The organism is Stutzerimonas tianxiuensis, from assembly GCF_053470365.1.
In genome coordinates, this window is the sequence record NZ_JBPVWS010000002.1 from 381583 (window position 1) to 405739 (window position 24157).

The 24157-nt window shown below is 60.2% G+C and carries 24 protein-coding genes; 17 read left to right on the forward strand and 7 right to left on the reverse strand.

What is annotated here, in order from left to right; genetic code table 11:
• Positions 1 to 117: 117 nt before the first annotated feature.
• Both fabB and fabA read right to left on the reverse strand, forming a co-directional pair.
• The gene (gene fabB / locus ACSSNI_RS04400) at positions 118 to 1335 is read right to left on the reverse strand and encodes a beta-ketoacyl-ACP synthase I (protein WP_200639461.1); all 1218 of its coding nucleotides are present in this window, start codon (positions 1333 to 1335) and stop codon (positions 118 to 120) included.
• Positions 1336 to 1346: 11 nt separating this feature from the next.
• A complete protein-coding gene (gene fabA, locus ACSSNI_RS04405) occupies positions 1347 to 1862 on the reverse strand; it encodes a 3-hydroxyacyl-[acyl-carrier-protein] dehydratase FabA (RefSeq protein WP_045426348.1) in 516 nt (171 codons plus the stop codon).
• 395 nt (positions 1863 to 2257) lie between these two features.
• Here fabA and ACSSNI_RS04410 point away from each other — a divergent pair, with 395 nt between their 5' ends.
• The 8 genes from ACSSNI_RS04410 to ACSSNI_RS04445 all read left to right on the forward strand — a co-directional run bounded on the left by ACSSNI_RS04410 (position 2258) and on the right by ACSSNI_RS04445 (position 8563).
• Positions 2258 to 3280, forward strand: coding sequence for an NAD(P)H-dependent glycerol-3-phosphate dehydrogenase (locus tag ACSSNI_RS04410; protein WP_200639462.1), 1023 nt, complete (start codon positions 2258 to 2260; stop codon positions 3278 to 3280).
• Positions 3281 to 3299: 19 nt separating this feature from the next.
• Complete coding sequence (locus ACSSNI_RS04415; RefSeq protein WP_102836278.1) at positions 3300 to 3638, forward strand: DUF4389 domain-containing protein; 339 nt, start codon at positions 3300 to 3302, stop codon at positions 3636 to 3638.
• Positions 3635 to 4093: a phosphohistidine phosphatase SixA gene (gene sixA, locus ACSSNI_RS04420; protein ID WP_102836279.1), complete on the forward strand. Its 459-nt coding sequence runs from the start codon at positions 3635 to 3637 to the stop codon at positions 4091 to 4093. Before ACSSNI_RS04415 ends, sixA begins: the two co-directional genes overlap by 4 nt.
• Before the next feature lie 83 nt (positions 4094 to 4176).
• Positions 4177 to 4632, forward strand: a complete 456-nt coding sequence (locus ACSSNI_RS04425; RefSeq protein ID WP_102836280.1) for a hotdog fold thioesterase — start codon at positions 4177 to 4179, stop codon at positions 4630 to 4632.
• A gap of 109 nt (positions 4633 to 4741) precedes the next feature.
• Entirely contained in the window at positions 4742 to 5548 is an 807-nt protein-coding gene (locus ACSSNI_RS04430) for an alpha/beta fold hydrolase (RefSeq protein WP_102836281.1), read from the forward strand.
• Positions 5545 to 6402, forward strand: a complete 858-nt coding sequence (locus ACSSNI_RS04435) for an alpha/beta hydrolase (protein WP_200639463.1) — start codon at positions 5545 to 5547, stop codon at positions 6400 to 6402. The genes ACSSNI_RS04430 and ACSSNI_RS04435 overlap by 4 nt, the downstream gene beginning before the upstream one ends.
• A gap of 178 nt (positions 6403 to 6580) precedes the next feature.
• The gene (locus ACSSNI_RS04440) at positions 6581 to 7384 is read left to right on the forward strand and encodes a DUF4892 domain-containing protein (RefSeq protein WP_200639464.1); all 804 of its coding nucleotides are present in this window, start codon (positions 6581 to 6583) and stop codon (positions 7382 to 7384) included.
• Positions 7385 to 7468: 84 nt separating this feature from the next.
• A complete protein-coding gene (locus ACSSNI_RS04445) occupies positions 7469 to 8563 on the forward strand; it encodes an AI-2E family transporter (RefSeq protein ID WP_148926132.1) in 1095 nt (364 codons plus the stop codon).
• Between the two features lie 51 nt (positions 8564 to 8614).
• Here ACSSNI_RS04445 and ACSSNI_RS04450 read toward each other — a convergent pair whose 3' ends face one another.
• Positions 8615 to 9601: a patatin-like phospholipase family protein gene (locus ACSSNI_RS04450; RefSeq protein WP_200639465.1), complete on the reverse strand. Its 987-nt coding sequence runs from the start codon at positions 9599 to 9601 to the stop codon at positions 8615 to 8617.
• Positions 9602 to 9777: 176 nt separating this feature from the next.
• On the opposite strand from ACSSNI_RS04450, the gene selD reads away from it, so the two are divergent.
• The 8 genes from selD to ACSSNI_RS04490 all read left to right on the forward strand — a co-directional run bounded on the left by selD (position 9778) and on the right by ACSSNI_RS04490 (position 17917).
• The gene (selD, locus tag ACSSNI_RS04455) at positions 9778 to 10812 is read left to right on the forward strand and encodes a selenide, water dikinase SelD (RefSeq protein ID WP_200639466.1); all 1035 of its coding nucleotides are present in this window, start codon (positions 9778 to 9780) and stop codon (positions 10810 to 10812) included.
• Positions 10812 to 11918 (forward strand): tRNA 2-selenouridine(34) synthase MnmH, encoded by a 1107-nt coding sequence (mnmH, locus tag ACSSNI_RS04460; protein ID WP_200639467.1) that lies wholly within the window; start codon positions 10812 to 10814, stop codon positions 11916 to 11918. Before selD ends, mnmH begins: the two co-directional genes overlap by 1 nt.
• Before the next feature lie 26 nt (positions 11919 to 11944).
• Positions 11945 to 12223, forward strand: a complete 279-nt coding sequence (locus tag ACSSNI_RS04465; RefSeq protein ID WP_073299532.1) for a hypothetical protein — start codon at positions 11945 to 11947, stop codon at positions 12221 to 12223.
• A gap of 90 nt (positions 12224 to 12313) precedes the next feature.
• Entirely contained in the window at positions 12314 to 12916 is a 603-nt protein-coding gene (locus tag ACSSNI_RS04470; RefSeq protein WP_200639468.1) for a flavin reductase family protein, read from the forward strand.
• Between the two features lie 175 nt (positions 12917 to 13091).
• Positions 13092 to 14009: an AAA family ATPase gene (locus tag ACSSNI_RS04475; protein ID WP_148926127.1), complete on the forward strand. Its 918-nt coding sequence runs from the start codon at positions 13092 to 13094 to the stop codon at positions 14007 to 14009.
• Positions 14010 to 14040: 31 nt separating this feature from the next.
• On the forward strand, positions 14041 to 15003 hold the full coding sequence (locus tag ACSSNI_RS04480) for a DUF58 domain-containing protein (protein ID WP_200639469.1): 963 nt from the start codon (positions 14041 to 14043) through the stop codon (positions 15001 to 15003).
• A complete protein-coding gene (locus tag ACSSNI_RS04485) occupies positions 15000 to 17021 on the forward strand; it encodes a transglutaminase TgpA family protein (protein WP_200639470.1) in 2022 nt (673 codons plus the stop codon). Before ACSSNI_RS04480 ends, ACSSNI_RS04485 begins: the two co-directional genes overlap by 4 nt.
• 98 nt (positions 17022 to 17119) lie before the next feature.
• Positions 17120 to 17917, forward strand: coding sequence for an acyl-CoA thioesterase (locus ACSSNI_RS04490; protein WP_200639471.1), 798 nt, complete (start codon positions 17120 to 17122; stop codon positions 17915 to 17917).
• A gap of 66 nt (positions 17918 to 17983) precedes the next feature.
• On the opposite strand, the gene ACSSNI_RS04495 is transcribed toward ACSSNI_RS04490, so the two are convergent.
• Both ACSSNI_RS04495 and ACSSNI_RS04500 read right to left on the reverse strand, forming a co-directional pair.
• Positions 17984 to 19456, reverse strand: a complete 1473-nt coding sequence (locus ACSSNI_RS04495; RefSeq protein WP_200639472.1) for a methyl-accepting chemotaxis protein — start codon at positions 19454 to 19456, stop codon at positions 17984 to 17986.
• Between the two features lie 110 nt (positions 19457 to 19566).
• Positions 19567 to 20379 (reverse strand): TatD family hydrolase, encoded by an 813-nt coding sequence (locus ACSSNI_RS04500; protein ID WP_200639473.1) that lies wholly within the window; start codon positions 20377 to 20379, stop codon positions 19567 to 19569.
• A gap of 175 nt (positions 20380 to 20554) precedes the next feature.
• Between ACSSNI_RS04500 and ACSSNI_RS04505 the strand changes: the two genes are divergently transcribed.
• Positions 20555 to 21964 carry an MltF family protein gene (locus ACSSNI_RS04505; RefSeq protein ID WP_200639474.1) on the forward strand — a complete coding sequence of 470 codons (1410 nt, stop codon included), beginning with the start codon at positions 20555 to 20557 and terminating at the stop codon, positions 21962 to 21964.
• 4 nt (positions 21965 to 21968) lie between these two features.
• Here the strand turns inward: ACSSNI_RS04505 and ACSSNI_RS04510 are convergent, their stop codons facing one another.
• Together ACSSNI_RS04510 and ACSSNI_RS04515 are read right to left on the reverse strand one after the other, a co-directional pair.
• On the reverse strand, positions 21969 to 22988 hold the full coding sequence (locus ACSSNI_RS04510; RefSeq protein WP_200639475.1) for a lipase secretion chaperone: 1020 nt from the start codon (positions 22986 to 22988) through the stop codon (positions 21969 to 21971).
• 49 nt (positions 22989 to 23037) lie between these two features.
• Positions 23038 to 23934 carry a triacylglycerol lipase gene (locus tag ACSSNI_RS04515; RefSeq protein ID WP_372239408.1) on the reverse strand — a complete coding sequence of 299 codons (897 nt, stop codon included), beginning with the start codon at positions 23932 to 23934 and terminating at the stop codon, positions 23038 to 23040.
• Between the last annotated feature and the right edge of the window lie 223 nt (positions 23935 to 24157).

The following is a 24157-nucleotide window of genomic DNA, read 5'->3' on the forward strand; positions in this document are numbered from 1 at the left end:
TGCTAGGTCGCGTTCCGCTTAGGCTACTCGATCCGGCGTGATCTACCAGTGAACAAAACCCACCACAAACAATAACGGCGCCCTTAGGCGCCGTTATTGTTTGTAGCGAGGAATCGATCAGCCTTTCCAGCGCTTCAGTACCAGCGTTGCGTTGGTACCGCCAAAGCCAAAGCTGTTACTCATGATGGTGTCGATTTTCGCATCTTCACGGGTTTCGCGAACGATCGGCATATCGGCAACCTCTGCATCGAGCTCTTCAATGTTGGCCGAGCCAGCAATGAAGTTGCCCTGCATCATCAGCATGCAATAGATCGCTTCGTGGACACCTGCAGCGCCCAGCGAATGTCCGGACAGGCTCTTGGTCGAGCTGATAGCTGGGATCTTATCGCCGAACATGTCGCGTACGGCCTTGCTCTCAGCGACGTCACCCACTGGTGTCGAGGTGCCATGGGTGTTCAGGTAATCAATGTCACCTTCGACCGTGGCCATCGCCTGCTGCATGCAGCGCAGTGCGCCTTCGCCGCTCGGCGCAACCATGTCGTAGCCATCGGAAGTAGCGCCGTAACCGACGATTTCCGCATAGATCTTGGCGCCGCGCTTGAGCGCATGCTCCAGCTCTTCAACCACCACCATGCCGCCGCCGCCGGCTATGACGAAACCGTCACGCTTGGCGTCGTAAGCCCGCGAGGCCTTTTCCGGCGTCGCGTTGTACTGGCTGGACAGGGCGCCCATGGCGTCGAACAGGCAGCTCTGGCTCCAGTGTTCTTCCTCGCCGCCGCCGGCAAAGACGACATCCTGCTTGCCCATCTGAATCTGCTCCATCGCATGGCCGATGCAATGCGCACTGGTCGCGCAGGCCGAGGCGATGGAGTAGTTGATGCCCTTGATCCGGAACGGCGTTGCGAGGCAGGCGGATACCGTGCTGCTCATAGTGCGCGGTACGCGGTATGGGCCGATGCGCTTGACGCCCTTTTCGCGAAGGATGTCGATGGCTTCCATCTGATTGATGGTGGAAGCGCCGCCGGAGCCGGCGATCAGGCCGATGCGTGGATCGGAGATATCATCGGCGCTGAGCCCCGAATCTTCGAGAGCCTGTTGCATCGCCAGATAGGCGTAAGCCGCCGCATCGCCCATGAAGCGCAAAACCTTGCGGTCGATCAGCTCTTCGAGGTTCAGGTCGACCGAGCCGGAGACCTGGCTACGCAGCCCCATATCGGCATAGGCCTGATTGAAGCGAATACCGGGGCGGCTGGCCCGCAGGTTGGCGGAAACGGTGTCTTTGTCATTGCCGAGGCATGAAACGATGCCCAGGCCGGTGATTACGACGCGACGCATGCGGAAGTCCTTCAGAAGCTATCAGTAGATGTGAACAGGCCGACACGCAAACCTTCGGCACTGTAGATCTCGCGACCATCCACGCTAACGGTGCCATCGGCGATGCCGAGAACCAGAGAGCGGCTGATGGTGCGTTTGATATGGATGTTATAGGTAACTTTCTTGGCGGTCGGCAGGACCTGACCGAAGAATTTGACCTCGCCAGATCCCAGCGCACGACCACGGCCTGGGTTGCCTTGCCAGCCTAGGTAGAAGCCGACCAGTTGCCACATGGCGTCGAGGCCCAGGCAGCCAGGCATGACTGGGTCCCCTTCGAAATGGCAGGCAAAGAACCAGAGGTCAGGATTGATATCCAGCTCAGCAACCAGCTCGCCCTTGCCGTACTTGCCGCCGACTTCGCTGATATGAACGATGCGGTCGACCATTAGCATGTTCGGTGCCGGCAGTTGCGCATTACCGGGGCCGAACAGCTCGCCGCGGCTGCAACGGAGCAGATCTTCCCGAGTAAAGGCCTGTTGTTTGGTCATGCGTATTCCTCAATGGTCCCTTTATGGAGGGCTTGCTGCATTCATCCGACTCGACAATAGCGAGTCCGGTCATAAGACTAGTCATAGACTGCTGCCTTGCGCTTAAAGTCACAGCGCAGGGACATGAGTACCGCTCGTTTCGACCATCCACGAGACGACCATGGTGGAAACGGGCCCATACTTTAACACTCCTGACCCGTCACCACGACCATGTGACGTTCTGCCTCTGTATAGACCATTGGGGAATGTCTCCTTGCTACGTCTGCGACACAGCTCGGTAGATCGGCCGGAAATTGTAATCTGATGATTCCGCGGGTATAGGGGTTTGCACTGGTTGCGCTCGAAGCGGCACGTATAATGCCGGCCATTGCACTTGGTGCCTAAACGGATCCCTCATGACTGAACAGCAACCCATCGCGGTGCTTGGCGGCGGCAGCTTCGGAACCGCCATCGCAAACCTGCTCGCCGAGAACGGTCACAGCGTCCGCTTGTGGATGCGCGATGCCGAGCAGGCCGAGAGTATTCGAGCGCACCGCCAGAACCCGCGCTATTTGAAAGGCGTGACGCTGCTGCCGGCCGTAAACGCTGTCACTGATCTAGGGCAGACGCTGGCCGATTGTCGGCTGATCTTTGTTGCGCTGCCCTCCAGTGCCTTGCGCCAGGCTCTTTCCCCCTTCGCAGAGCAGCTGTCGGGCAAGATGTTGGTAAGCACAACTAAAGGCATCGAGGCGCAAGGCTTCATGCTGATGAGTCAGATCCTGGAACAGATCGCGCCTCAGGCCCGCATCGGCGTGATATCAGGGCCCAATCTGGCGCGCGAAGTGGCTGAACACGCTTTAACTGCGACGGTTGTGGCCAGTGACGACGAGGCGCTTTGCCGTTGTGTGCAGCAGGCGCTGCACGGGCGGACCTTTCGGGTCTATGCCAGCTCGGATCGGTTTGGCGTCGAGCTTGGTGGCGCATTGAAAAACGTTTACGCCATCATGGCCGGCATGGCCGCGTCGCTCGGTATGGGAGAAAACACCCGTAGCATGCTGATCACTCGCGCCCTGGCCGAAATGACCCGTTTTGCTGTTAGGCTCGGAGCGAATCCGATGACCTTCCTCGGCTTGGCCGGAGTAGGTGATCTGATCGTGACCTGTACCTCAACGAAAAGCCGAAACTTTCAGGTGGGCTATGCCCTCGGCGAGGGGTTGAGTCTCGATGAGGCCGTCTCACGGCTGGGTGAAGTCGCTGAAGGCGTCAACACCATCAAGGTTTTGAAGGTCAAGGCAGAGGAGCTGCAGGTCTACATGCCGCTGGTCGCAGGTCTGCATGCCATTTTGTTCGAGGGGCGTACGCTGGATCAGGTCATTGCGCTGCTGATGCGCGGCGAACCGAAGACTGACGTCGATTTCATTTCCACCGACGGTTTCTGATACGACAACGGAGCTATCAATGAACACATCACAACGCAGCGCAGAGCGCGAGTCGCTGATTCTGCGCGCACTCTGGATGCTGGTTTTCTTTTTTGTCTGGCAACTGGCTGAATTGGTATTGCTGGTCATTGTCGTGGCGCAGCTGGTGCTGCAGGCGGTTAACGGCAAAGCGAATGACAGCTTGCTGGAGCTCGGTGACAGCCTCAGCCAGTACGTGGCGCAAATTGGTCGTTTTGGCACCTTCAATACGGACCGTAAACCCTGGCCAATGTCCGACTGGCCCAAGCCGCGTCCAGCCGACCGGGATGCAGCTCCTCCCGTGCAACCGGCCCCTTCGGAGCAGGAGCCTCAGCCGTGAGGTTGTGGCTGCTACGCCACGGCGAAGCTGAGCCCCGGAACCGCACTGATGCCGAGCGTAACCTCACTGCAGCCGGTCGAGTTGAAGTGGAGGGCGCTGCCGCGCATCTGCAAGGGCGACCGGTGCAGGCCATTCTGGCAAGCCCCTACCAGCGAGCCCAACAGACCGCTGAACTTGTTCGGCAGACACTCGGTTTCGGCGGTCCAGTTGAAACCGTACCCTGGCTGACGCCGGAATCTGACCCGGCCGATGCGCTGCTCTATCTTGATCGTCGCAGCGAACAGCATGTGCTGCTGGTCACTCATCAGCCCTTTGTCGGTGTGTTCGGCGGCTGGCTGGTCAGTGGTCACCGTGAAGCGCCCATACCAATGGCAACCGCCAGCCTGGCGGAATTGGAAGGGGAACATGTGGCGGCGGGGTTGATGCACCTGGTTGGGCTGCGGCACCCGGTCTGAAGTCAACGGCTTCCTATCTATGCTGCGCCTACTGCTGCAGGTGATGATCCATAAACAATGATAAAAACAGGAGAGCGACACACGTGAGCATCTGGCAACGTCCACCGAGCCTCGAACAACTCAACGCCAACCGGCAGAACACCATTGTCGAACTGCTCGATATTCGTTTCGAAGCAGTCGAAGAGGACTGTCTCACGGCGAGCATGGTTGTCGACTCCCGCACCCACCAGCCTTATGGTCTGCTGCACGGCGGCGCTTCGGTTGTGCTCGCTGAGACCGTTGGTTCAATGGCTAGCTATCAGTGCATCGACCCCAACCGATTCTATTGTGTCGGCCTGGAAGTGAACGCCAACCATATCCGCGCGGTGCGTAGCGGCCGTGTCACTGCAGTCTGCCGACCGGTTCATCTTGGACGCTCCAGTCACGTCTGGGATATCCGGCTGCACGGAGATGACGGCAAGCTGAGCTGTATCTCGCGTTTGACCGTTGCAGTCGTACCTCTTGGCGAAAATAGCCCACAACCTGTAGGGACGTTGTAGACGCCCTTGTTTGGCAGGACTGCCTTTGCTTCTGCCGCTTCGGCCGATTGCCGTTAAGGGAAGGGGCGCCAGACAATGGCCGTCGTTTCCATTCAGCTGCTTAGAACCCATGACGCAACGCATTTTTTTCGCTCACGCCAACGGTTTTCCATCGGCTACCTATCACAAGCTGTTCGAAAACCTGACGCCCGAGTACGCCGTTACCCACCTCGATCAGCACGGTCATGACCCGCGCTTTCCGGTGAATGACAATTGGCAGAACCTGGTGCAAGAGCTTATTGAGCAGCTGGTCGAGTTGCAGGAGCCGGTCTGGGGTGTCGGGCATTCGCTTGGCGGAATGCTGCATTACCACGCTGCCCTGCAACGCCCGGAGCTTTATCGTGGGGTGGTCATGCTCGATTCACCCATGCCGACCTGGCTCGACCAGACGCTGATCTGGGCGGGCAAACGTTTTGGTTTCATTGATCGCCTTACGCCCGCCGGCCGTACCCTGGGCCGTCGCGAGCAGTTCAGCTGCGTCGACGAAGCGAGACGTTACTTCGCGAGCAAAGCACTGTTTCGCGCCTTTGATCCTGCCTGCCTGGATGCGTATGTCGAGCATGGTTTGGAGCCCACCGAGCAAGGCGTCCGCTTGCGCTTCGATCCGGAAACGGAGATTCGGATCTATCGCAGCGTGCCCCATGTGACGCCCGGCTGGCCCCATGCACTGAAAATGCCGCTGGCCGTGGTGCGCGGGCGTCAGAGCCGCGTGGTGCTGCCTCATCATCTCTATTTGTTGCGACTGGTTGCCCACGGGGAGGCACACACCTTACCTGGTGGGCATATGTTTCCGCTTGAGCGACCGGATGACACCGCGGTCCTGCTCAGGCAGTTGTTCACTCGCTGGAGCGAATCGAACAGAAGGGGTGCTGCATGAGTGTTACGTTCGAAGAGATCCGGCTAAGCCTGCCCCATATCGAGGTCGCTGCCCACCTGTACGGTCCGGAGGACGGCCAGCCTGTCATTGCCCTACACGGCTGGTTGGACAATGCGGCTACCTTCTCTCGTTTGGCGCCGTTGCTCGAGGGTCTCCGCATCGTTGCGCTAGATCTTCCAGGACACGGCCATTCCGATCATCGACCGCTCGGTGCCGCCTATAACATCTGGGACTATGCGCATGATGTACTGCAGACGGCCGAGCAGTTCGGCTGGAAGCGGTTCTCTTTATTGGGACACTCGATGGGCGCCATCGTGTCGGTGTTGCTGGCCGGTGCCATGCCTGAGCGGGTCGAGCGGCTGGCATTGATCGATGGGGTGATTCCCTTTACCGGCGAAGCCGAAACTGCGCCACAGAAGCTTGGTGAATCGCTGCAGAAGTTGCTCGCCGTGGACGACAAGCGAAAGCCGGTTTACGCCACCTTCGAGCAGGCTGTCGCGGCACGCATGAAAGGCGTGGGGGCGGTTAGTCACGAGGCGGCCGAGCGGCTTGCGCAGCGAGGATTGATGCCGGTTCCAGGAGGCTATACCTGGCGAACTGATGCGCGTTTGATGCTGCCGTCATCGATGCGACTGACCCGCGCTCATGCTTTAGCATTCGTACATTGCGTAGCTTGCCCGGCGAGCCTGATCCTGGCGGAGCAAGGGTTGCTCAACCAGCCAGCCATGGTCGAATTAATCCAGACCTTGCCGTTCGAGCTGCATCGCCTTCCCGGCGGCCATCATTTGCACCTGGATAATCAGCTGGGTGCTGAGGCGGTGGCGGCCGTTTTCAATCCGTTCTTCGCAGGCTGAGCCGAGGCAGGACGGCGTTACGCAAGAATCTGTCGCAAAGCCCTGCTTGACTTGCTTTTAGCAACTGGTGACGCTGGGCCATCGCTTCAGCAGGGACCACCTCGATGATTAACTTCCATACCATTGCCATCTCCAACGGTCGGACCGCGTCGACGGCGGTGCTCCATTGAGGTGCCGTATGCGAGTTATATCGGTAACAGGGCTGTTTTTGGCTGTCGGCATCACTGAAGCGGCAGATCTTCCGGGCAGCCGAGATTTCGACATGCTGCCACGATACCCACAGTCTGAAATTGTGGCCTTCAAAGAGCGCGACGTGCTGGACCGAACCTATCCTCTGGATTCGATTCGGCGTATCAGTGGGCGGCTACGAATGAGCGATCAGATCACCGCCAGCGGCTATCTGACGGCGGTGACTTATAGGTTGCCCGACGTCCATACGGGCATAGAGGCCTTCGAGCGGTCGCGGAGTCGCCTGTTGCAAGAGGGTGCTGAGCTGCTCTTCTGGTGTGAGGGGCGTGAATGCGGGTCGAGCAGCCTGTGGGCTAATGAAGTGTTTCACCGCTCGACACTTTACGGCCCGGAGGCAAGGCAGGCTTACCTGCTGGCGCGCCTGCCAGGCGATTCGGATCGGCTCATGGCGCTCTATGGCGTTACCCGTGGCAACGGCCGTCCCTATCTGCAAGTGGAGCAGTTCCAGCCGGATGAGCCGCTCGGTATTATCCTGCCGAATCCGGGCACCCTGTTGCGTCAGTTGAAAAGCACCGGCGAACTCTGGCTGCCGCGATTACCACAAGAGCCCACGGCAGAGTGGGGGGCGCTGCTGGCGAACGTGCTGCGGCTCGATAGTACGATACGGGTCGCATTGAGAGGCAAGGGCGCAGCGGCTTGGTACGAAGCGCTGACGCAAGAGAGGATCAAGGCGCGGCGCATCGAAGCAGAAGCCACCGACGAGGATGGGCTGCGGATCACGTTGTTGCGTTGAGGCTCCGTTTCAGTCTGCAAAAGCCACTGCTCTTCCAGGCGCACTTTGCTCTAAAGTGCGCCACCTTCTTCCATAGGTAACACCATGCTCAACAACGATCGTCTGCTGGTGCAGATTCTGCTCCTGGTGTTGCTCGGCGCCTGCGTGTGGGTGTTGGCCCCGTTTGCCTCAGCGCTCTTCTGGGCGGCGGTGCTGGCATTCGCCAGCTGGCCGATCATGCGCGTACTCACCCGATGGATGAACGGCAATTCCACGCTTGCCGCCACCCTTTTAACGGGCGGATGGATGGTCCTGGTAGCCGTGCCGCTGGTCTGGTTGGGGTTCAACATTGCTGACCAGATCCGCGAGGTCAACGTGCTGGTGCACAATCTGCAGGTGCAGGGGCTGCCGCCACCGCCGGCGTGGCTCGCTGAATTGCCGCTGATTGGCGACAACCTGCTGAGTCTCTGGAACACGCTGGATGAGCAAGGTACGGCCTTCTTCGCGACGATCCGGCCTTATATAGGTCAGGTGGGCAACTGGTTGTTGGTGCGCAGCGCACGCGTTGGCGGTGGGATGCTGGAACTGGCGCTCAGCCTGGTACTGGTGTTCTTCTTTTATCGAGATGGGCCGAAACTGGCTGCGTTCGTACATAGTCTGCTGCATCGACTGATTGGTGACCGCGCTGATCACTACCTGGAGTTGGTAGCCGGTACGGTTCAGCGTGTCGTTAACGGTGTGATCGGCACCGCGGCTGCCCAGGCGATTCTGGCGTACGTCGGATTCAGCATTGCCGGCATACCCGGTGCGCTGATCCTCGGTCTGCTGACCTTCGCTTTCAGTTTCCTGATGGTGCCGCCGCTGATCTGGGGCCCCGCCACGCTCTGGCTTGCCTGGCAGGGTCAGTACGGCATGGCCGTATTTCTGGGGATATGGGGCATGTTCATCATCAGTGGCGTGGACAACGTGCTGAAACCCTACCTGATCAGCCGCGGCGGTAACCTGCCCTTGGTGGTGGTGCTGCTTGGCGTGTTTGGTGGCGTGTTGGCGTTCGGCTTCATGGGGCTTTTCCTCGGTCCGACGCTCTTGGCAGTTGCTTACAGCCTGCTGGAAGACTGGCTGGTCAAGGAAGTGCCAGGCATCGTCTCGCCAGCAAAGCGTCCGAGTGATCAACTGGAAGATGCAGCGGTACGCGACTAGCTGACTGTTGCTGGCAGCTCTGTTGCCGGTCGGTTACGCAGGTTCGAGCCGCTAGAGCTGCTCGCTCTCGTATTTGTCCAGCGCATCGCTGGCAACGATCTGTCCCAGCTTGATCAGCTCAGGGGCTTTGTAGAATTCGTAGAAACGGCATGCGCGCTTGGGGATGTTCACCAGGACGTTGGGCGGATAGCCAGCGATCTTGTATTGGGTCAATGAGGATTGCATCACTTCGAAGCTCTGGTTGATGAGCTCCAGCAATGATGCCGGACCGCCCACATCAATCACCATCGATCCCTCGGCCGACTTCGGCGCACTTTGCCCTGATGGGGCGGCCGGCGGCTGGGCCTCGCCAGGTCCACCAACGGCAGCGAGTTCGGCAATATGCTCTTCGAGCCCTTTGCTGCGCCAGAACGGCAGGTGTGAGCTGATCGAGCTGACCATGGCATCGAAGCGTCCTGGACGGATTACTTCCGGCAGCGGGTATTGTCGATGGTTGTTGGCGTTGAGGTTGACGGCGATGATGATGTCGCTGTGGCTAGAGACCACCGGCACGATGGGCAGTGGGTTGAGTATGCCGCCGTCGACCAGCATTCGGTTGCCTTGCATGACCGGCGTGAACAGGCTCGGGATAGCTGCCGAGGCGCGCATCGCCAGTTCCAGATTGCCCTCCTGAAACCAGATCTCCTGCTGATTCGTCAGGTCGGCGGCGACGGCCGTGAATGGGATTGGCAAATCCTCAATGTTGACCGAGCCGAGCATCTCCCTGATGCGTCCGAAAATCTTCTCGCCGCGTATCGCCCCGAGGCTGAAACTCGGATCGACCAATCGCAGCATGTCGAAGTAGTCCAGGCTTTCAATCCATTCGCGATATTCCCCAAGCTTCCCGGCTGCGTAGATCCCGCCTACGACTGCGCCCATCGAACAACCTGCGACACAGGTGATCTCGTAGCCCCGGGTCTCGAGTTCTTCGATTACGCCGATGTGCGCGTAACCGCGAGCCCCCCCCGACCCCAACACCAGTGCGACCTTGTTGCCCATGTAGTTCTCCCTATTGGCGTTGGGCGATAGCTTCCAGCTTCAGGCTGCAAGCTTCAAGCTAAAGCGAGGAGCTGGTCGTTTCCGTGCAATCCCTTCGGCTCACGCCGCAGCGATGTGGTCACCAGCCTTGCTACAATCGACGCCCGTTTTGCCAGCATCACGAGAGTCTTTCCCAGATGAGCGAACCCATCCGCCTCACCCAATACAGCCACGGTGCCGGCTGCGGCTGCAAGATTTCGCCCAAGGTGCTGGACGTGATCCTCGCCGGCAGCGGGGCACAGAACCTTGACCCCCGCCTGTGGGTCGGAAATGCCTCGCGTGATGATGCCGCGGTCTACGGCATCGACGAAGAACGCGGCGTGGTATCGACTACCGATTTCTTCATGCCAATCGTCGACGATCCTTTCGACTTCGGCCGTATCGCCGCGACCAACGCCATCAGTGATATCTACGCGATGGGCGGTGATCCTCTCATGGCGATCGCCATCCTTGGCTGGCCCGTCAACGTGCTGCCGCCTGAGGTGGCACGCGAGGTCATCGCGGGTGGCCGAGCCGTGTGTGAGGCCGCAGGCATTCCGCTAGCCGGCGGGCATTCGATCGACGCGCCCGAACCGATATTCGGCCTGGCTGTGACCGGTCTGGTCAGAAAGAACCAGATGAAACGTAACGACACAGCCTCGGTTGGCTGCAAGCTCTATCTGACCAAGCCCCTAGGTATAGGCATTCTCACGACCGCGGAGAAAAAGGCCAAGTTGCGACCCGAGGATGTCGGCAGGGCGCGTGACTGGATGTGCACGCTCAATACCCCTGGTAGCCGCTTCGGCAAGCTCGACTGCGTGCGTGCGATGACGGACGTCACCGGTTTCGGGCTGCTCGGGCATCTGGTCGAAATGGCTGATGGCAGCGCTGTGACTGCGTGCATCGATTACGCTCACGTGCCGCGTCTGGAAGGTGTCGAGTATTACCTCGAACAGGGCTGTGTGCCTGGCGGTACGGGGCGCAACTTCGAGAGTTATGGTGACCGTATTGCTCCCATTGACGAAGTGCAGAAGCAGTTGTTGTGCGATCCGCAGACCAGCGGCGGATTGTTGGTCGCCGTTGCCCCTGAAGGGGAGGCCGAATTCCTCGCAGTTGCCGCTGAACTCGGCCTGATGCTCCAGCCGATCGGTGAGTTGATCGAAGCCGGCGCCTTTGCCGTCGAGGTACGTTGATGCGTGGCGATACCGATAATTTTGCCGAGCTGTTTCTTAACGATGTGCCGATGATGGACGCACGAGCGCCTGTGGAGTTTGCCAAGGGCGCGTTCCCTGGCGTGGTCAACCTGCCGCTGATGAACGATCTCGAGCGCCAGAAGGTTGGCACCTGTTACAAGCAGCAGGGGCAGGAAGCGGCTATAGAACTGGGCCACCGGCTGGTGAGTGGTCAAGTCAAGGCCGAGCGTATTCAGGCTTGGGCAGACTTCGCGCGCAACAACCCTCAGGGCTATGTCTACTGTTTCCGCGGTGGATTGCGCTCGCAGCTGGTCCAGCAGTGGCTCAAGACCGAGGCGGGGATCGACTATCCGCGCGTGACCGGTGGCTACAAGGCGATGCGCCATTTTCTGCTGGAGACCATAGAGCGTGCGGCCGCGCATGACAATTTCGTGCTGGTCGGCGGTATGACCGGGACGGGTAAAACCGAGGTGCTGGCGCGTTTGGAAGACGGAGTTGATCTGGAAGGCATTGCCAATCATCGCGGCTCTAGCTTTGGCAAGCGCGCCACCCCGCAGCCGGTGCAGATCGACTTCGAGAACGCTCTGGCGATCCGCTTGTTGAAGATGCAGAAAGCCGGTGCCAGGCAGTTCGTGCTGGAAGATGAAGCGCGGCTGGTCGGACGCTGTTCTATCCCGCTGCCCTTGTTCCAGGGTATGCAGCACTATCCCCTGGTCTGGCTCGAAGACAGTTTCGAGGGCCGGGTTGATCGTATCCTCAAGGACTATGTGATCGATCTCTGTGCAGAGTTCACCACCGAGTTCGGCGACGAAGGTTTCACCGCATTTGCCGAGCGTTTGCAGCAAAGCCTGGTCAATATCAGCAAGCGGCTCGGCGGCGAATGCTACACACGGCTGGCAGCGATCATGGATCAGGCACTTGCCGAACAGGCAAGTACGGGTTCGGTTGATCTGCACCGCGGATGGATCGAGGCGTTGTTGAGGCAGTACTACGATCCGATGTATGCCTACCAGCGTGAAAACAAGGCCGCCAGAATCGAGTTCGCTGGTGAGCAAAACGCGGTCGTCGAGTTCTTGCGCGAGCGCGCTGCGGGTCATCAACACTGAGCAGGTCTCAAAACGAGGATCTAGGGATGAAGAACTTAATCTGTCTATCGCTGTTGGCACTGACCCTGACCGGTTGCGCCGCCAAGACTGCCTACCGAGACAGCTGTGCATCTCAGCTGAACGCCGCCTGGGAAGAGCAAAGCCTGGCCGAGGCGGAAGGCTTCGCCGGCACCGTCAGCTATTCCAAGGCGATGGCACTGCTGACCGGCGCCAAGACCCAGCAACAATTCGAGGCCTACCAGGGCTGCGTGGAGAAGGCCAAGAAGGCCCGTTTCTATCTGCGTGAGTCGCGCGCAGGACGCTGATGTTGTTGCCATGTTGTGGCGGTCGCCTGGCTGCCACTTCCTTATCCATCGGTTCCACGCAATCACGGAACCGATTCAGCAGGGATCTACATGCAGCTTGATTTTTCCACGCTGGCACCAGTCGAGGCCTATCGTTGGCTAACGTCCACCATTACGCCGCGACCCATTGCCTGGGTCTCGACTTGCTCGACCTCGGGCGTCAGCAATCTTGCCCCGTTCAGCTTCTTCCAGGTCATCAGCAGTAACCCTCCAACGTTGCTGATCAACGTCGGCTTGAAAGACGGCCTACCAAAAGACACCGCCCGGAACGCGAACGAGACAGGGGAGCTCGTTGTTCAGCTCGTCAGCGCCGAGCAAGCCGAAGCGATGAACGCCTCTGCGGCTACCTTGCCACACGGCATCAGCGAGTTTGAGCACTGCGTGATTGCCAGCGAACCGGCTAGCCTCGTGAAGGTGCAGCGGGTCGCCGGTGCGCCGGTTGCCTTCGAATGTCGCGTAGCGCAGATCCTGCCGTATCCGCCCGAGTCGCCTAATTGTCAGCTCATCTTCGCCGAAGTGTTGTTGGCGCACATCGACGACAGTGTTCTCGATGAGCGAGGTCGCGTCGATTCGGCCCGGCTTGATCTGGTTGGCAGGCTGGGCGGTGCGGCGTACAGCTATACGCGCGAGCGTTTCGAGATGCAGCGACCCTAGCAGGCACTCATGTTTCTGATCGATTAGGTCAGGAAGCGACCCAAGCTGTGAAGCGGTGTGGCGTCGTCACCCGCCGGATCAAGTGACGTATCACAAGTTCGCAACACCAAGTTTCACCGCTTTGCCTGCGCTGGCCGGGTCAGTAGGATCGAAGGAACAAACAAAGGAGAGTTGCATGCGCACCCGATTGGAAGTCTGTCTGCGGTCGGTCAATGAAGTGCTGCTCGGCAAGCAATCGCAGGTGCGATTAGCCATGGCCTGCCTGCTGGCGAGGGGGCACCTACTGGTCGAGGACCTGCCCGGTATGGGCAAGACGACCTTGAGCCATGCGCTTGCGAAGGTCATGGGGCTGGATTTCCAGCGCATCCAGTTCACCTCCGACCTGCTGCCGGGCGATATTCTCGGCACCTCGGTATTTGACAAGGAAAGCGCTCAGTTTGTGTTTCATCCGGGACCGATCTTCGCCGAGCTGGTGCTGGCGGACGAAATCAACCGGGCTACACCGAAGAGCCAGAGTGCGTTGCTTGAAGCCATGGAAGAAGGGCAGGTAACGATCGAGGGCGCGACGCGACCTTTGCCCGAGCCCTTCTTCGTGGTCGCCACGCAGAACCCGGTCAGCTCCGGCGGTACATTTGCCCTCCCTGAATCACAGCTGGATCGCTTTCTCATGCGCCTTTCGCTGGGCTACCCGGCTAAAGCGGCGGAGAAAGCATTGCTGCTCGGCGATTCGCGTCGCGATTTGCTCGCCCGATTACAACCCCAGCTGGATCGCGCCGAGTTAGCTGCTATCCAGCAGGCGGTGAGCGCCGTTCGCGTCAGTGATGCTCTGGTCGATTACGTTCTGCGCCTGGTCGAGGCCACGCGCACCCAGCCGCAATTCGCCTGGGGCTTGTCACCCCGTGCGAGCCTGGCGCTGCTGGCGGCAGCCCGTGCCTGGGCCTTTCTCGACGGCCGAGACTATGTAATCCCGGAAGACGTCCAGGCGGTGCTGCCCTCGGTGGTTGGCCATCGGTTGCGCGAACGCGCCGATGCCACCGGACATGGCGGCGGCGCATTGGTGCAATGGCTGCTGCGCGAAGTGCCGGCGCTGTGACGCCGCCTCTGCCGGACTGACGGGGGCGGATATGCGAGTGCTACCACGGATACGAGATCGCTGGCTGCTGAAACGCATACCGCCAGGCCCTAGTGTGCGCCTCAACCAGCGTCGCATCTTCATCATGCCTACGGCGGTCGGGATGAGTTTCCTGGTAGCGCTGCTGTTGATGTTGCTTGCCGCGATTAACTACGAGAACAGTCTGGCTTACGCACTGACATTTTTGCTGGGCTCGGTATTTGTCGTGGCAATTTTGCATACCTGGCGCAATCTGGCAGGGCTCGAATTGAAAGCGGGGGGCTCGGAAGCGGTTTTCCTCGGCGAGCAGGCACGCTTGCGGGTGCGCCTGGAAAGCCGGGGCCGCCTGTACCAGGCCGTCTCGGTGGGTTGGCCTAAAAGTGGCCTGCAGTTGGTGGACGTGCCGGCAGCAGGGACCTGCGAATTAGAACTGAGCTTGCCCACCGAGCACCGTGGCTGGTTGAGACCAGGACGGTTACGTGTGGAAAGCAGGTTTCCCTTGGGCATTCTAGTGGCTTGGAGCTGGGTAGACCTGCAGCAGGCCGCACTGGTCTATCCACGCCCAGTCGCAGGCGAGCCGCCAAAAACCGGCGGGCACGCCGAAGAGAGCGCTAAGGGTTCGCTGGCGCAAGGCAGCGGCATCGACGATTACCAAGGCTTGCGCCCCTGGCAACCAGGCGACTCGAGAAAACGTTTGAACTGGAAAGCCTACTCTCGAGGGCAAGGCTTGCTGGTCAAGGATTTCACTGCGCTGTCCGGCGAGGACCCATTACTGGATTTTGCTGCACTCGACGGCGATGTCGAATCCCGATTGTCGTTGCTCTGCCACTGGGTAGTGGAGCTGTCGGCGCGCCAGCAGCCCTTCGCCCTCCGTGTCGCGGACGACACCATCGAAGCTGGCGCTGGCGTAGAGCACCGCAACCGCAGCCTTCGGGCATTGGCATTGTTCGGACAGCCATCAGTGGAGCCGAAATGAGCAGCCTGCAGCCCATTCCGCGCAACGGCCTGATCTGGCTGTTGGTAGCCCAGGTGCTGGTCATCTTGCCGCATCTGGCTCATCTGCCGCTGTGGATCATTGGCCTCTGGCTGGGTTGCGCGATCTGGCGGGTGCAGATTTTTCGCATGCGCGCTCGATATCCGCGGGGCTGGGTGAAAGCATTGATGATGCTAGGCGCTGCGTTTGGCGTCTATTTTTCGCGCGGGGGGTTGATTGGGCTAGACGCCGGCGTGGTGTTGCTCATCGCGGCGTTCATCCTCAAGCTGGTGGAAATGCGCAGCCGTCGCGATGCCCTTGTCCTGGTGTTTCTTGGCTTCTTTGCTGTGGTCACCAGCTATTTGTTCAATGACGGGCTGCTCGCCGGGCTTTACAGTCTGGCACCAATCGTCGCGCTGCTGGCGGCGATGATAGGCCTGCAGCAGAGTCCGGTGGGCACACATCCCTGGCCAACGCTGCGACTGGCAGGCGCTTTGCTCCTGCAGGCGATTCCCTTAATGCTGGTCCTGTTTGTGCTTTTTCCGCGGCTGGGACCGCTCTGGTCATTGCCGCAGCCGAAGGATCGCGGCGTGACGGGGCTGGCTGACAGCATGTCGCCGGGCGACATGGCCGAACTGAGTCGCTCGAATGCACTGTCGTTTCGCGCCAGTTTTGAAGGCCCGATCCCCGAGCGGGACCAACTGTACTGGCGTGCGGTCACCTTCGAGCGTTTCGATGGCCGGCGGTGGTCTCAGTCTTTTTCATCGCAGCTTCCACGAGCCCCCGAGTGGTCGCCGCGGGGCGCGCCGGTTGAGTACAGCATCGTCATGCAGCCCAGTGGGCGGCCTTGGTTGTATGCACTAGACGTAGCGCAGGTAGATGCAGGCGACGTGCGACTGATGAGCGACTTCCATCTGGCGCGCCCACGGCCGGTTGAGAAGCCGCTGCTGTACCGGGCGACATCCTGGCCGGAGGCGCTGCGTGAACCAGACGCTGCACCAACGACCCTCGGACGGGCTCTAGAGCTGCCCTTATCGGGTAACTTACGCAGCAGGGCCTGGGCCGCAGAACTGCGGCGTCAGCACCAGACACCCAAGGCAACCGTGCAAGCACTGCTTAGCCATTTCAACCAGCAGCCCTACCGCTATACGTTGCGTCCGTCGCCCGTTGGCGAGGATATCGTCGACGGTTTCCTGTTCGAGACCTTGAACGGATTTTGCGTGCATTACGCAGGCGCGATGACCTTTGTCCTGCGCGCAGCAGGCATTCCCGCGCGGGTGGTCGCCGGCTATCAGGGTGGGGAGGTCAACCCGTCGGGCAACTACCTGTCGGTGCGTCAACTCGATGCTCATGCCTGGGTCGAATACTGGGAGGCGGGCAGCGGTTGGGTCAGTGTGGATCCGACCTTTCAGGTCGCGCCGGAACGTATCGAACGAGGGCTGGAGGAGGCGCTTGGCGCTGAGCAGGATCTGATCGAAGGCGCCATGATGGACCTCCGGCGCTACCGTGATATCAGCTGGCTGAACGACTTGCGGTTTGGTTGGGACAGTCTTAATTATGGCTGGCAGCGCTGGGTGCTGAATTACCAGGGCGAACGACAGCTGGAAGTGTTGCGAGGCCTGTTCGGCAAGGTCGACGCCCGTAATCTCGGTTTTATGATGGTCGCCCTGGGTGCGTTGCTGATTGTCCTGCTGGCGCTTGCGCTCCTGAAGCCCTGGCGCCGGGAACTGGATGCTCAGCTGCGTCAGTTCCAGCGCTTCGAACAGCTGCTGGCGCGACATGGCATAGCGCGGCAGTCGGGTGAGGGCGCGCGCGACTTCGCACAACGCGCGGCAGAGCAGCTGCCGGATGTTGCTGCCCAGATCCAGAGGTTTTCCGGGCTGTATGAACAAGCCCGCTATGGGGGGCAGCCAACCGAGCTGGCCGAGATGAAGGCTGCGCTCTACAGGTTGCGCCGACAGCTACCCTGGCGTGGCAGTGGGAGCAAAAGGCGGCGTGACATCGACAGCGAGAAGCCATAGCTGGTCGCGATGGCATGACATCACCGATCTTTCGCCGATTTCTGTGCTGGTGGGTGCGGCGATAAGATAAACCCAATAATAACGAGCCGAGGTTGGGAATGACCCTGTCCGAACTGCTACAAGCCGTGCGTGAAACTCCTCAAGATGTCGTCGTGCCCTCCAGCTGGGGGCAGGGGCGAGCCGGCTTCGGCGGGCTGGCCGCCGCGCTGGTATTCGAAGCCATGCAGGCCAAGGTGCCAAGTGATCGCCCGGTGCGGTCGCTGTCCATCAGCTTTGTAGGGCCGCTTGCGGTTGATGTGCCCGTTAGCTTTGAGGCCGAGGTGCTGCGCGAAGGCAAGGCGGTAAGTCAGGTGCTCGGCCGTGCCGTGCAGAACGGGCAGGTAGTCACATTGGTGCAAGGCAGTTTTGGTGCGGCGCGTGTCTCTACCGTCAGGGTGGAAGCTGAGCCGGCGCCTGAACTGCCACCGGTGGAGGCCTGTCAGGAGTTGCCCTACATCAGCGGCGCCACACCTGAGTTCACTCGCCATCTGGTCATGCGCTGGGGCATCGGTGGTCTGCCTTTCTCTGGTAATACCTCACGGGAAATGGGCGGATGGGTTCGTCAGCGTGGCGAGGTCGACCGGGAGCCGGTAACCGTCTCGCATCTGCTGGCGCTCGTCGACGCGTGGCCGCCAGCAGTGCTGCCTCATCTGAACAGTTTCGCGCCGGGCAGCTCGCTGACCTGGGCTATCGAATTTGTTCAGCCACTGCCAATAATCGACACTCACGAGTGGTGCCGATACCGCGCGGTGATCGAGCACGCTCAGGACGGCTACGGTCATTGCGCCGCGGCGTTATGGACCGGCAAAGGTGAGCTGATTGCCCTGAGTCGGCAAACGGTAACCGTCTTCGGTTAATTAGGACGCTGCCCGCTGGGTCGTTAAACCCGCGGGCAGGCACGTCATCCGTACAGGCTGATGCGCTCAGAGCTTGAGCTGGTGGATCGCCTTGCTGAGTTCGCCGGAAAGTGCTGCGAGTTCAGCGCTGGTGTTCGCCGACTCGACGGTTTGCTGAACGGTTTGCTCAGTAACGTCGCGAATGCCGGTGACCGAGCGGTTCAGCTCCTCGGCAACTTCGCTTTGTTGCTCGGCGGCGACGGCAATCTGCGTGTTGCTCTCGCGCATCTGTGCCACCGCTGCGGTGATGGCTTCAAGTGCAAGTCCTGCTTCACGTGCCTCGCGCACGCAGTCGTCCGCCTTGAGCGAACTCTCCTGCATGAACTCGACGGCGTCGCGGGTCATGCCCTGCAGCCCGGCGATCATCTGCGTGATTTCGTCTGTGGATACCTGAACGCGTTTGGCCAGGCTACGCACTTCATCCGCAACCACCGCGAAGCCTCGGCCCATTTCCCCCGCACGTGCCGCTTCAATGGCTGCGTTCAATGCCAACAGATTGGTTTGTTCGGCGATGCTGTGAATGACACTGACCACGCCGTTGATTTTCTGGCTGTCGGCGGCAAGCTGCTCGATGGTTTCGGCAGTCTGCTGTACGCCCTGCGACAGGCTGGATATCGAGCGCTCGACTCGCCCTACGACCTGCTGCCCATTGCCCGCAAGCTGGTCCGCGCTCTGTGATTGGTCGCGCGTCTCTCTGGCGTGTTCGGCGATGTGGTAGACCGTGGCGGTCATCTCGTTGATCGCGGTTGCGGCCTGGTCGGTTTCGCTCTGCTGGCCGAGCATGCCCTGGCGGACCTCACCCATGCTCGCTGCAAGGCGAGCCGCTCCTTCATCGAGGCGGGTGGCCGCCTGGGCTACGGTGCCGACAATGCGCTGATAACCGGCCTGCATGGCGTTGAATGCCGCTGCCATCTCGCCCACTTCATCACGGCTCGCCAACGGCACCCGCATCGCAAGATCGCCGCTGCGCTCGACATGCACCATGACATTCTTGAGTGTATTGAGATGGCTGAGGAGGAAATGAATCAGCAGCTGTGATGCGGCCAGCAGCACCAACATCAGCACAGCAACAGCAACGGCATAGCTCAGAAAATGTTCACCCAGCAGCTGTATGGCACTGGGCACGCGCGCCAGCACAGCCAGGGTTTCTCCGCCCGGTCTGGTCACAAGCTGGGCGCCCAGCACCGGCGTAGTGTCGAACAGACGGTCATGCTCGATGGCTACCCACCCCTGGCGGGCGGCTACTGGTCGCCCCTCGATGGTGATGGCCTGGCCAGCCGGAAACACCTGAATGGCACCACCCGTGGGCATTGCTGTGCCTTCCGGCCAGCTTTGTATCAGTGCCCCTATCTGCTGCGCGTTGTTCTGGGCGTCCTGGCTTCGCGACTGCTGTTCAAGTTGCAGGGCAAAGAGCACCAGCAGCAGGGTGGTAGCGAACGACACCAGGTTCAGCGCCCAGAACTTGTACTTCAGTGACAGATCGCGAATCCATAAAGCCATTGCATGCTCTTCTTATGTCGATGACCGGAACGGTTCGTCGCGCGGAGGCATCGCCGCTTTTTTGCGAACCCGTTCTGTTAACGGCCGAAACGTGTTGGGCTTGAGTCAGTTCAGTCCTCATTAATCGGCTGTATGCGAAAGAATTCTTGAGCACAATGCGTCGTGCTTTGCGCCAGCTGTTCTTCGCTGACACCGCGGTGCCGGGCCACTTCACGAAGCACTTCAGGAAGAAACGCTGGCTCGTTCTGGCCACCCTTGGGCTTGGGTCGCAGCGTGCGCGGTAGCAGATATGGGGCATCGCTTTCGAGCATCAAACGGGTCGCAGGAATGTCGCGCACCAATGGGTGCAGGTGGGTGCCGCGGCGCTCGTCACAGATCCAACCGGTGATGCCGATATGCAGGTCGAGATCGAGATAGGCGTAGAGGGCGCGTTTTTCGCCGGTAAAGCAGTGCACCACTGCAGCGCTGAGCAGATCACGGAACGGCCTGAGGATTTGTACCAGACGTTGGTCGGCGTCGCGCTCATGAAGAAACACCGGCAGGCCGGTTTCTACTGCCAATTGCAGGTGTTCTTCAAGCACTCGCTCCTGTTGCGCGCGAGGAGACAAGTCCCGGTTGAAATCCAACCCGCATTCACCAACCGCGCGTGCCTCGGGTTCGCCGAGTAGGGCCTTGAGCTGTGCGCCGGTACTGGAAGTCCATTGGCTCGCGTCATGAGGGTGAATGCCTGCTGTGCAGAACAGCCGATGTCCGCCTTCATCCAGCTCCCGGCAGAGTGCTAACGCCGATTCGCTTTCGTCGAGGCTGGTGCCCGTCAGGACGAGCTGGGCAACGCCCGCTGCGTGGGCACGATCTACGACCGCGCGTGGGTCTCGGGCGAAGGTAGGGTGGGTAAGGTTGACTCCGATGTCGACAAGCTGCATGAAATGTCTCGCTTATGAGATCAAAATATATGCTTTAAAATCAGCCACTTGAGCATGATAATTAATGTAGATGAAAAGGTGTTGCTGGCGATCAGGCCAAGGCTGTGACAATCTTCGCCACCCTGCGGCGGGGTAGCCGCTGTATAGCTTGTCTGATTCGAGCCGATATCCGGAAATGACCCGACTATTTTCCTTGCTGCTGTGTCTGCTCGTGCTTATGCCCTGGCCGGCGTCTGCGCGGGTGATGGGGCCGCAGGCCTGGCAATCGGGCGATACCGTACGCGATCTTGCGGACATCCGCCGCAGCGGCGTTTTGCGTGTGCTGGTCAATCAAAGTCGCAATAGCTCCGGCGAGGTTAAAGGCGAAGCTATTGGTGTTGAGTATGTACGCCTGCGTGCGTTCGAGCAGCATCTCAATCGCGGGTCGAAAGGGCCTCCGATCACCTTGAAGATCATTCCCAAGGCCAAGGATCAGCTGCTCGGCGCGCTGCAGCGCGGGGAGGGCGATCTGGTCGCGCCCGGGGAAATCTTGCCGCAAGGAACGATACGCAGGCTGAGCCGCAGTCGCTCGCTAATCGGTCCGGTGCCGATGGTATTGGTGAGTCGGCAGGGTGGTCCCCGCTATCACAGTTTCGAGCAGCTATCCGGTCGTAGCTTGGCGTTGTCCGCTGGCAATGCCGCAGGCTCCGCTCTCGACAAGCTCAATAGAACCTTGATGCAAGCTGGGCGGGCACCGATTGCCGTCGAATGGGTCGATCCCACGCTGGCGGTGGAAGACGTGCTGGAGATGGTACAGGCCGGCGTCTATCCGGCAACGGTGGTGGAGCAGCCGATTGCAGAGCGATGGGTCAAAGTGCTTCCGAAATTGCGCATCGAGTCGACGCTGACGTTGGGCGCTCCCGCTGACATGCACTGGTTTGTGCAAAAGGATGCGGGGATGTTGCGCGCGAGCATCGACCGTTTTCTTCAGACCTACAACGCGCCGGATAACCAGGACGCGGCATTTGTTCGCGTCTACCGCAGGCTCTATCGGGTTCAGTACCCGCTCGATCGTGTCGGCAGACAGCGCCTGGAAAAGGTGCGTCCGACCTTGCAGCGGCATGCTCAGGGGCAGGAGATTGACTGGCTCAACCTGGCGGCTCTGGCTTTCAAAGAGTCGACGCTAAACCCATCTGCGCGCGGAGCCTCCGGCGCCACCGGGCTGATGCAGGTAACGCCAGCGACCGCTCGGAGCATGGGGGTGCAGGACATTGGCCAACTGGACAACAATGTGCTGGCCAGCGCGAAATATCTGGCAAGCATCCGCAAATCATTTTTCTCCAGCCCCAGGCTGAATGAGCGCGAGCGCATGGCGTTTGTGCTGGCCGCGTACAACCTCGGTCCGCAGCGGGTCCAGAGCTTGCGTGCGGAAGCGCGGCGTCGAGGTCTCAATCCTGATCAATGGTTTTTTCAGGTCGAGCGCGTTGCCATGTCGACCATGGGCATGGGTGTGGTCAGCTACGTCAATGCCGTGAACAAGTATTACCTGGCCTATACCCGCGAGCGGTATCTGCTCGAGGGTGGCCCGCAAAGCGCCGGCAACTGAACGCTCAGCCGCGCTCAGCCGCAACCAGTTGCTCAGCCGCTTGAAGGCGCTGACGTTCATGCTCGGTGAAACGTTCGGTCGCCAAGCGGGAAATGGCGGCACGTTTATCCGCTTGGCCGAGGCCCCGGCTGCGTTCAATCCGAAGTTTTTCCTCGCGGTAGGCGGTGACGCGGGCCTGCCATGCTTGACGCTTGGCGTCGAGCTGCTCCAGACGGGTTGCGGCTGCGTTGCCAACCAATTGCTGGCGTAGCTGGCGCAGGTCCGTGGGGTTGCCACCACTGGCTGCTAATGCGCGGGTCTGTTCGCGCAGCTGTACTTGCATCTGTGCCGCCATCGGATCCTGCAGTTCCGCTGGCAGGTTGTTGCGCAAACGGTCCAGTGCGGCGCCCTTGCCTGACGCATCAAGACTTGGATCGTGACGAATTGCCAGGCGTTCCAGCATGAAGCGGTCAGCTGCCTCGTCCAGACCGAAGAAGGTCTGATGGACCCGGTCATCGAATATTCCTGCACGCAACTGCTGAACTGCTCGCAGCCGGTTGCGCATGGCGTCTATGTCTGCCTGCTGCATATGCTGCTGTTCCAGCATCAGCAGCTGCCGCTTGTAGTCCAGGTACTGGCTCAGCAGCTGGGTGGCGTGGCCTGCTGCAGGTGTGGGCAGCTGCGCTTCGATATAGCGACGTAGGCGGTTTACGCTGGTTTCCAGGGGCTCCTCGCCAATTGAGGCAAGGAAGTAATCGAATACGCGGCGTATCTCTGCATCAATGATCAGCTTTCCGGCGGCGTCAACCTGAAGTCGACCGTCCACTTGGGTGCCGGCAAAGGAGCCTGGCAGGCGGCCAAGTGCGTCTGTCCGCGGCCGCGGAATTGGAGCTGAGCGCTCTGGTAGACGGGTCTCGCTGGTATTGATCCGATCGTTCTCGGTGCGGCTCTGCGTTTGGGCAGGTTCTGAGTCGGGCGGGGCACTGCCGTTCATCACAATGCCGATCAGCAGCGTCAGCACAAACAGGGCGGCGATAAGTTTCATCAGGATGCCTTCTAGTCAGAAGGTGGGGCCAGTAGGCCCCACCGGAGCCTCAGAGACCTGCGTTTTTCAGCCGATTGGCATGCTGCCGATACACCGTCACCGGATCGGTTTCGAACAGGCTGGTCAGGCCAAACACCTGATTGACTTCATCCAGATGGTTCATCCGGTAGTTGTCGCGGATGACCATGCCCAGATGCGAGCTGCAACGGCCAACGAGCCCGTCATTGGGCTCGTCAAATGCCAGCGAGCCTGCTCCCATCATGGCGTCACTCACATCCAGTGGGTTGGTCAGCGGGCTGGTGCCGCTCCAGGAGTAGTAACGCACACCGTTGACCTTGTAGGCGCCTTCGCCGCACGCACTGGTCGGCACCCCTTGCGGATACTTCGCATTGAAACGAGCAGCACCTTCGCTGTTGAGCGATTCAAGCGTACCGAGCGAGTCTTGTGGTTCGGTACTGGTGCTTCCCGAAAGGAAGTGAATCAATGCGCCCATTCCGTTGATGATGCCGGCGAGGATGGCTTCGCCACCGGAGCCTTCCGGAATCTGACGTATCAGATCAGCAACATCGGACCCCTTGTGCGGCGCGCCTACGCTGGTGACCGACGCCACCAGGTCGGGACGGACCGCAGCGACGTAGCGCACAGTCGGTCCGCCGTGACTGTGGCCGACCAGATTCACCTTTGGTTTGCCGCTGATCGCGACGATCTCCTCGACTTGTTGCAGGAGCTCCTCCCCACGAAGCTCCGAGGTGTTGAGCTGACTGACTTCAGTGACGTACACCTGGGCACCGTCACGTCGAAGCGCCTGGGGAATGCCGTACCAGTAATCGATGCCAAGTATGCTGTCGAAACCGAGCATGCCGTGCGCCAGCACTATTGGATAACGCGTCTGGGTATAGCCGCTGGAGCCGAATAGGCCGGCCTGGACCTGGCTGGAAACAGCCATTACGGTCCCGAGGCATAGAGCAAACACTGTCTTGTTCTTATTCATGAATGCACTCATCTAGGGTGACTGGAGATTGGGCAATCCCTCGCCATTCACCGCGCCTAGCGCGTACTGCAGCGATAACCGGCGCAGCATTCGTGCCAGTTTGTCTAGCGACTGGGTGAAGTGCTCTGGCACGCTGGCTCGCCTACGCGGAAACTTAGTGGGCATAGCGGCATCAGCG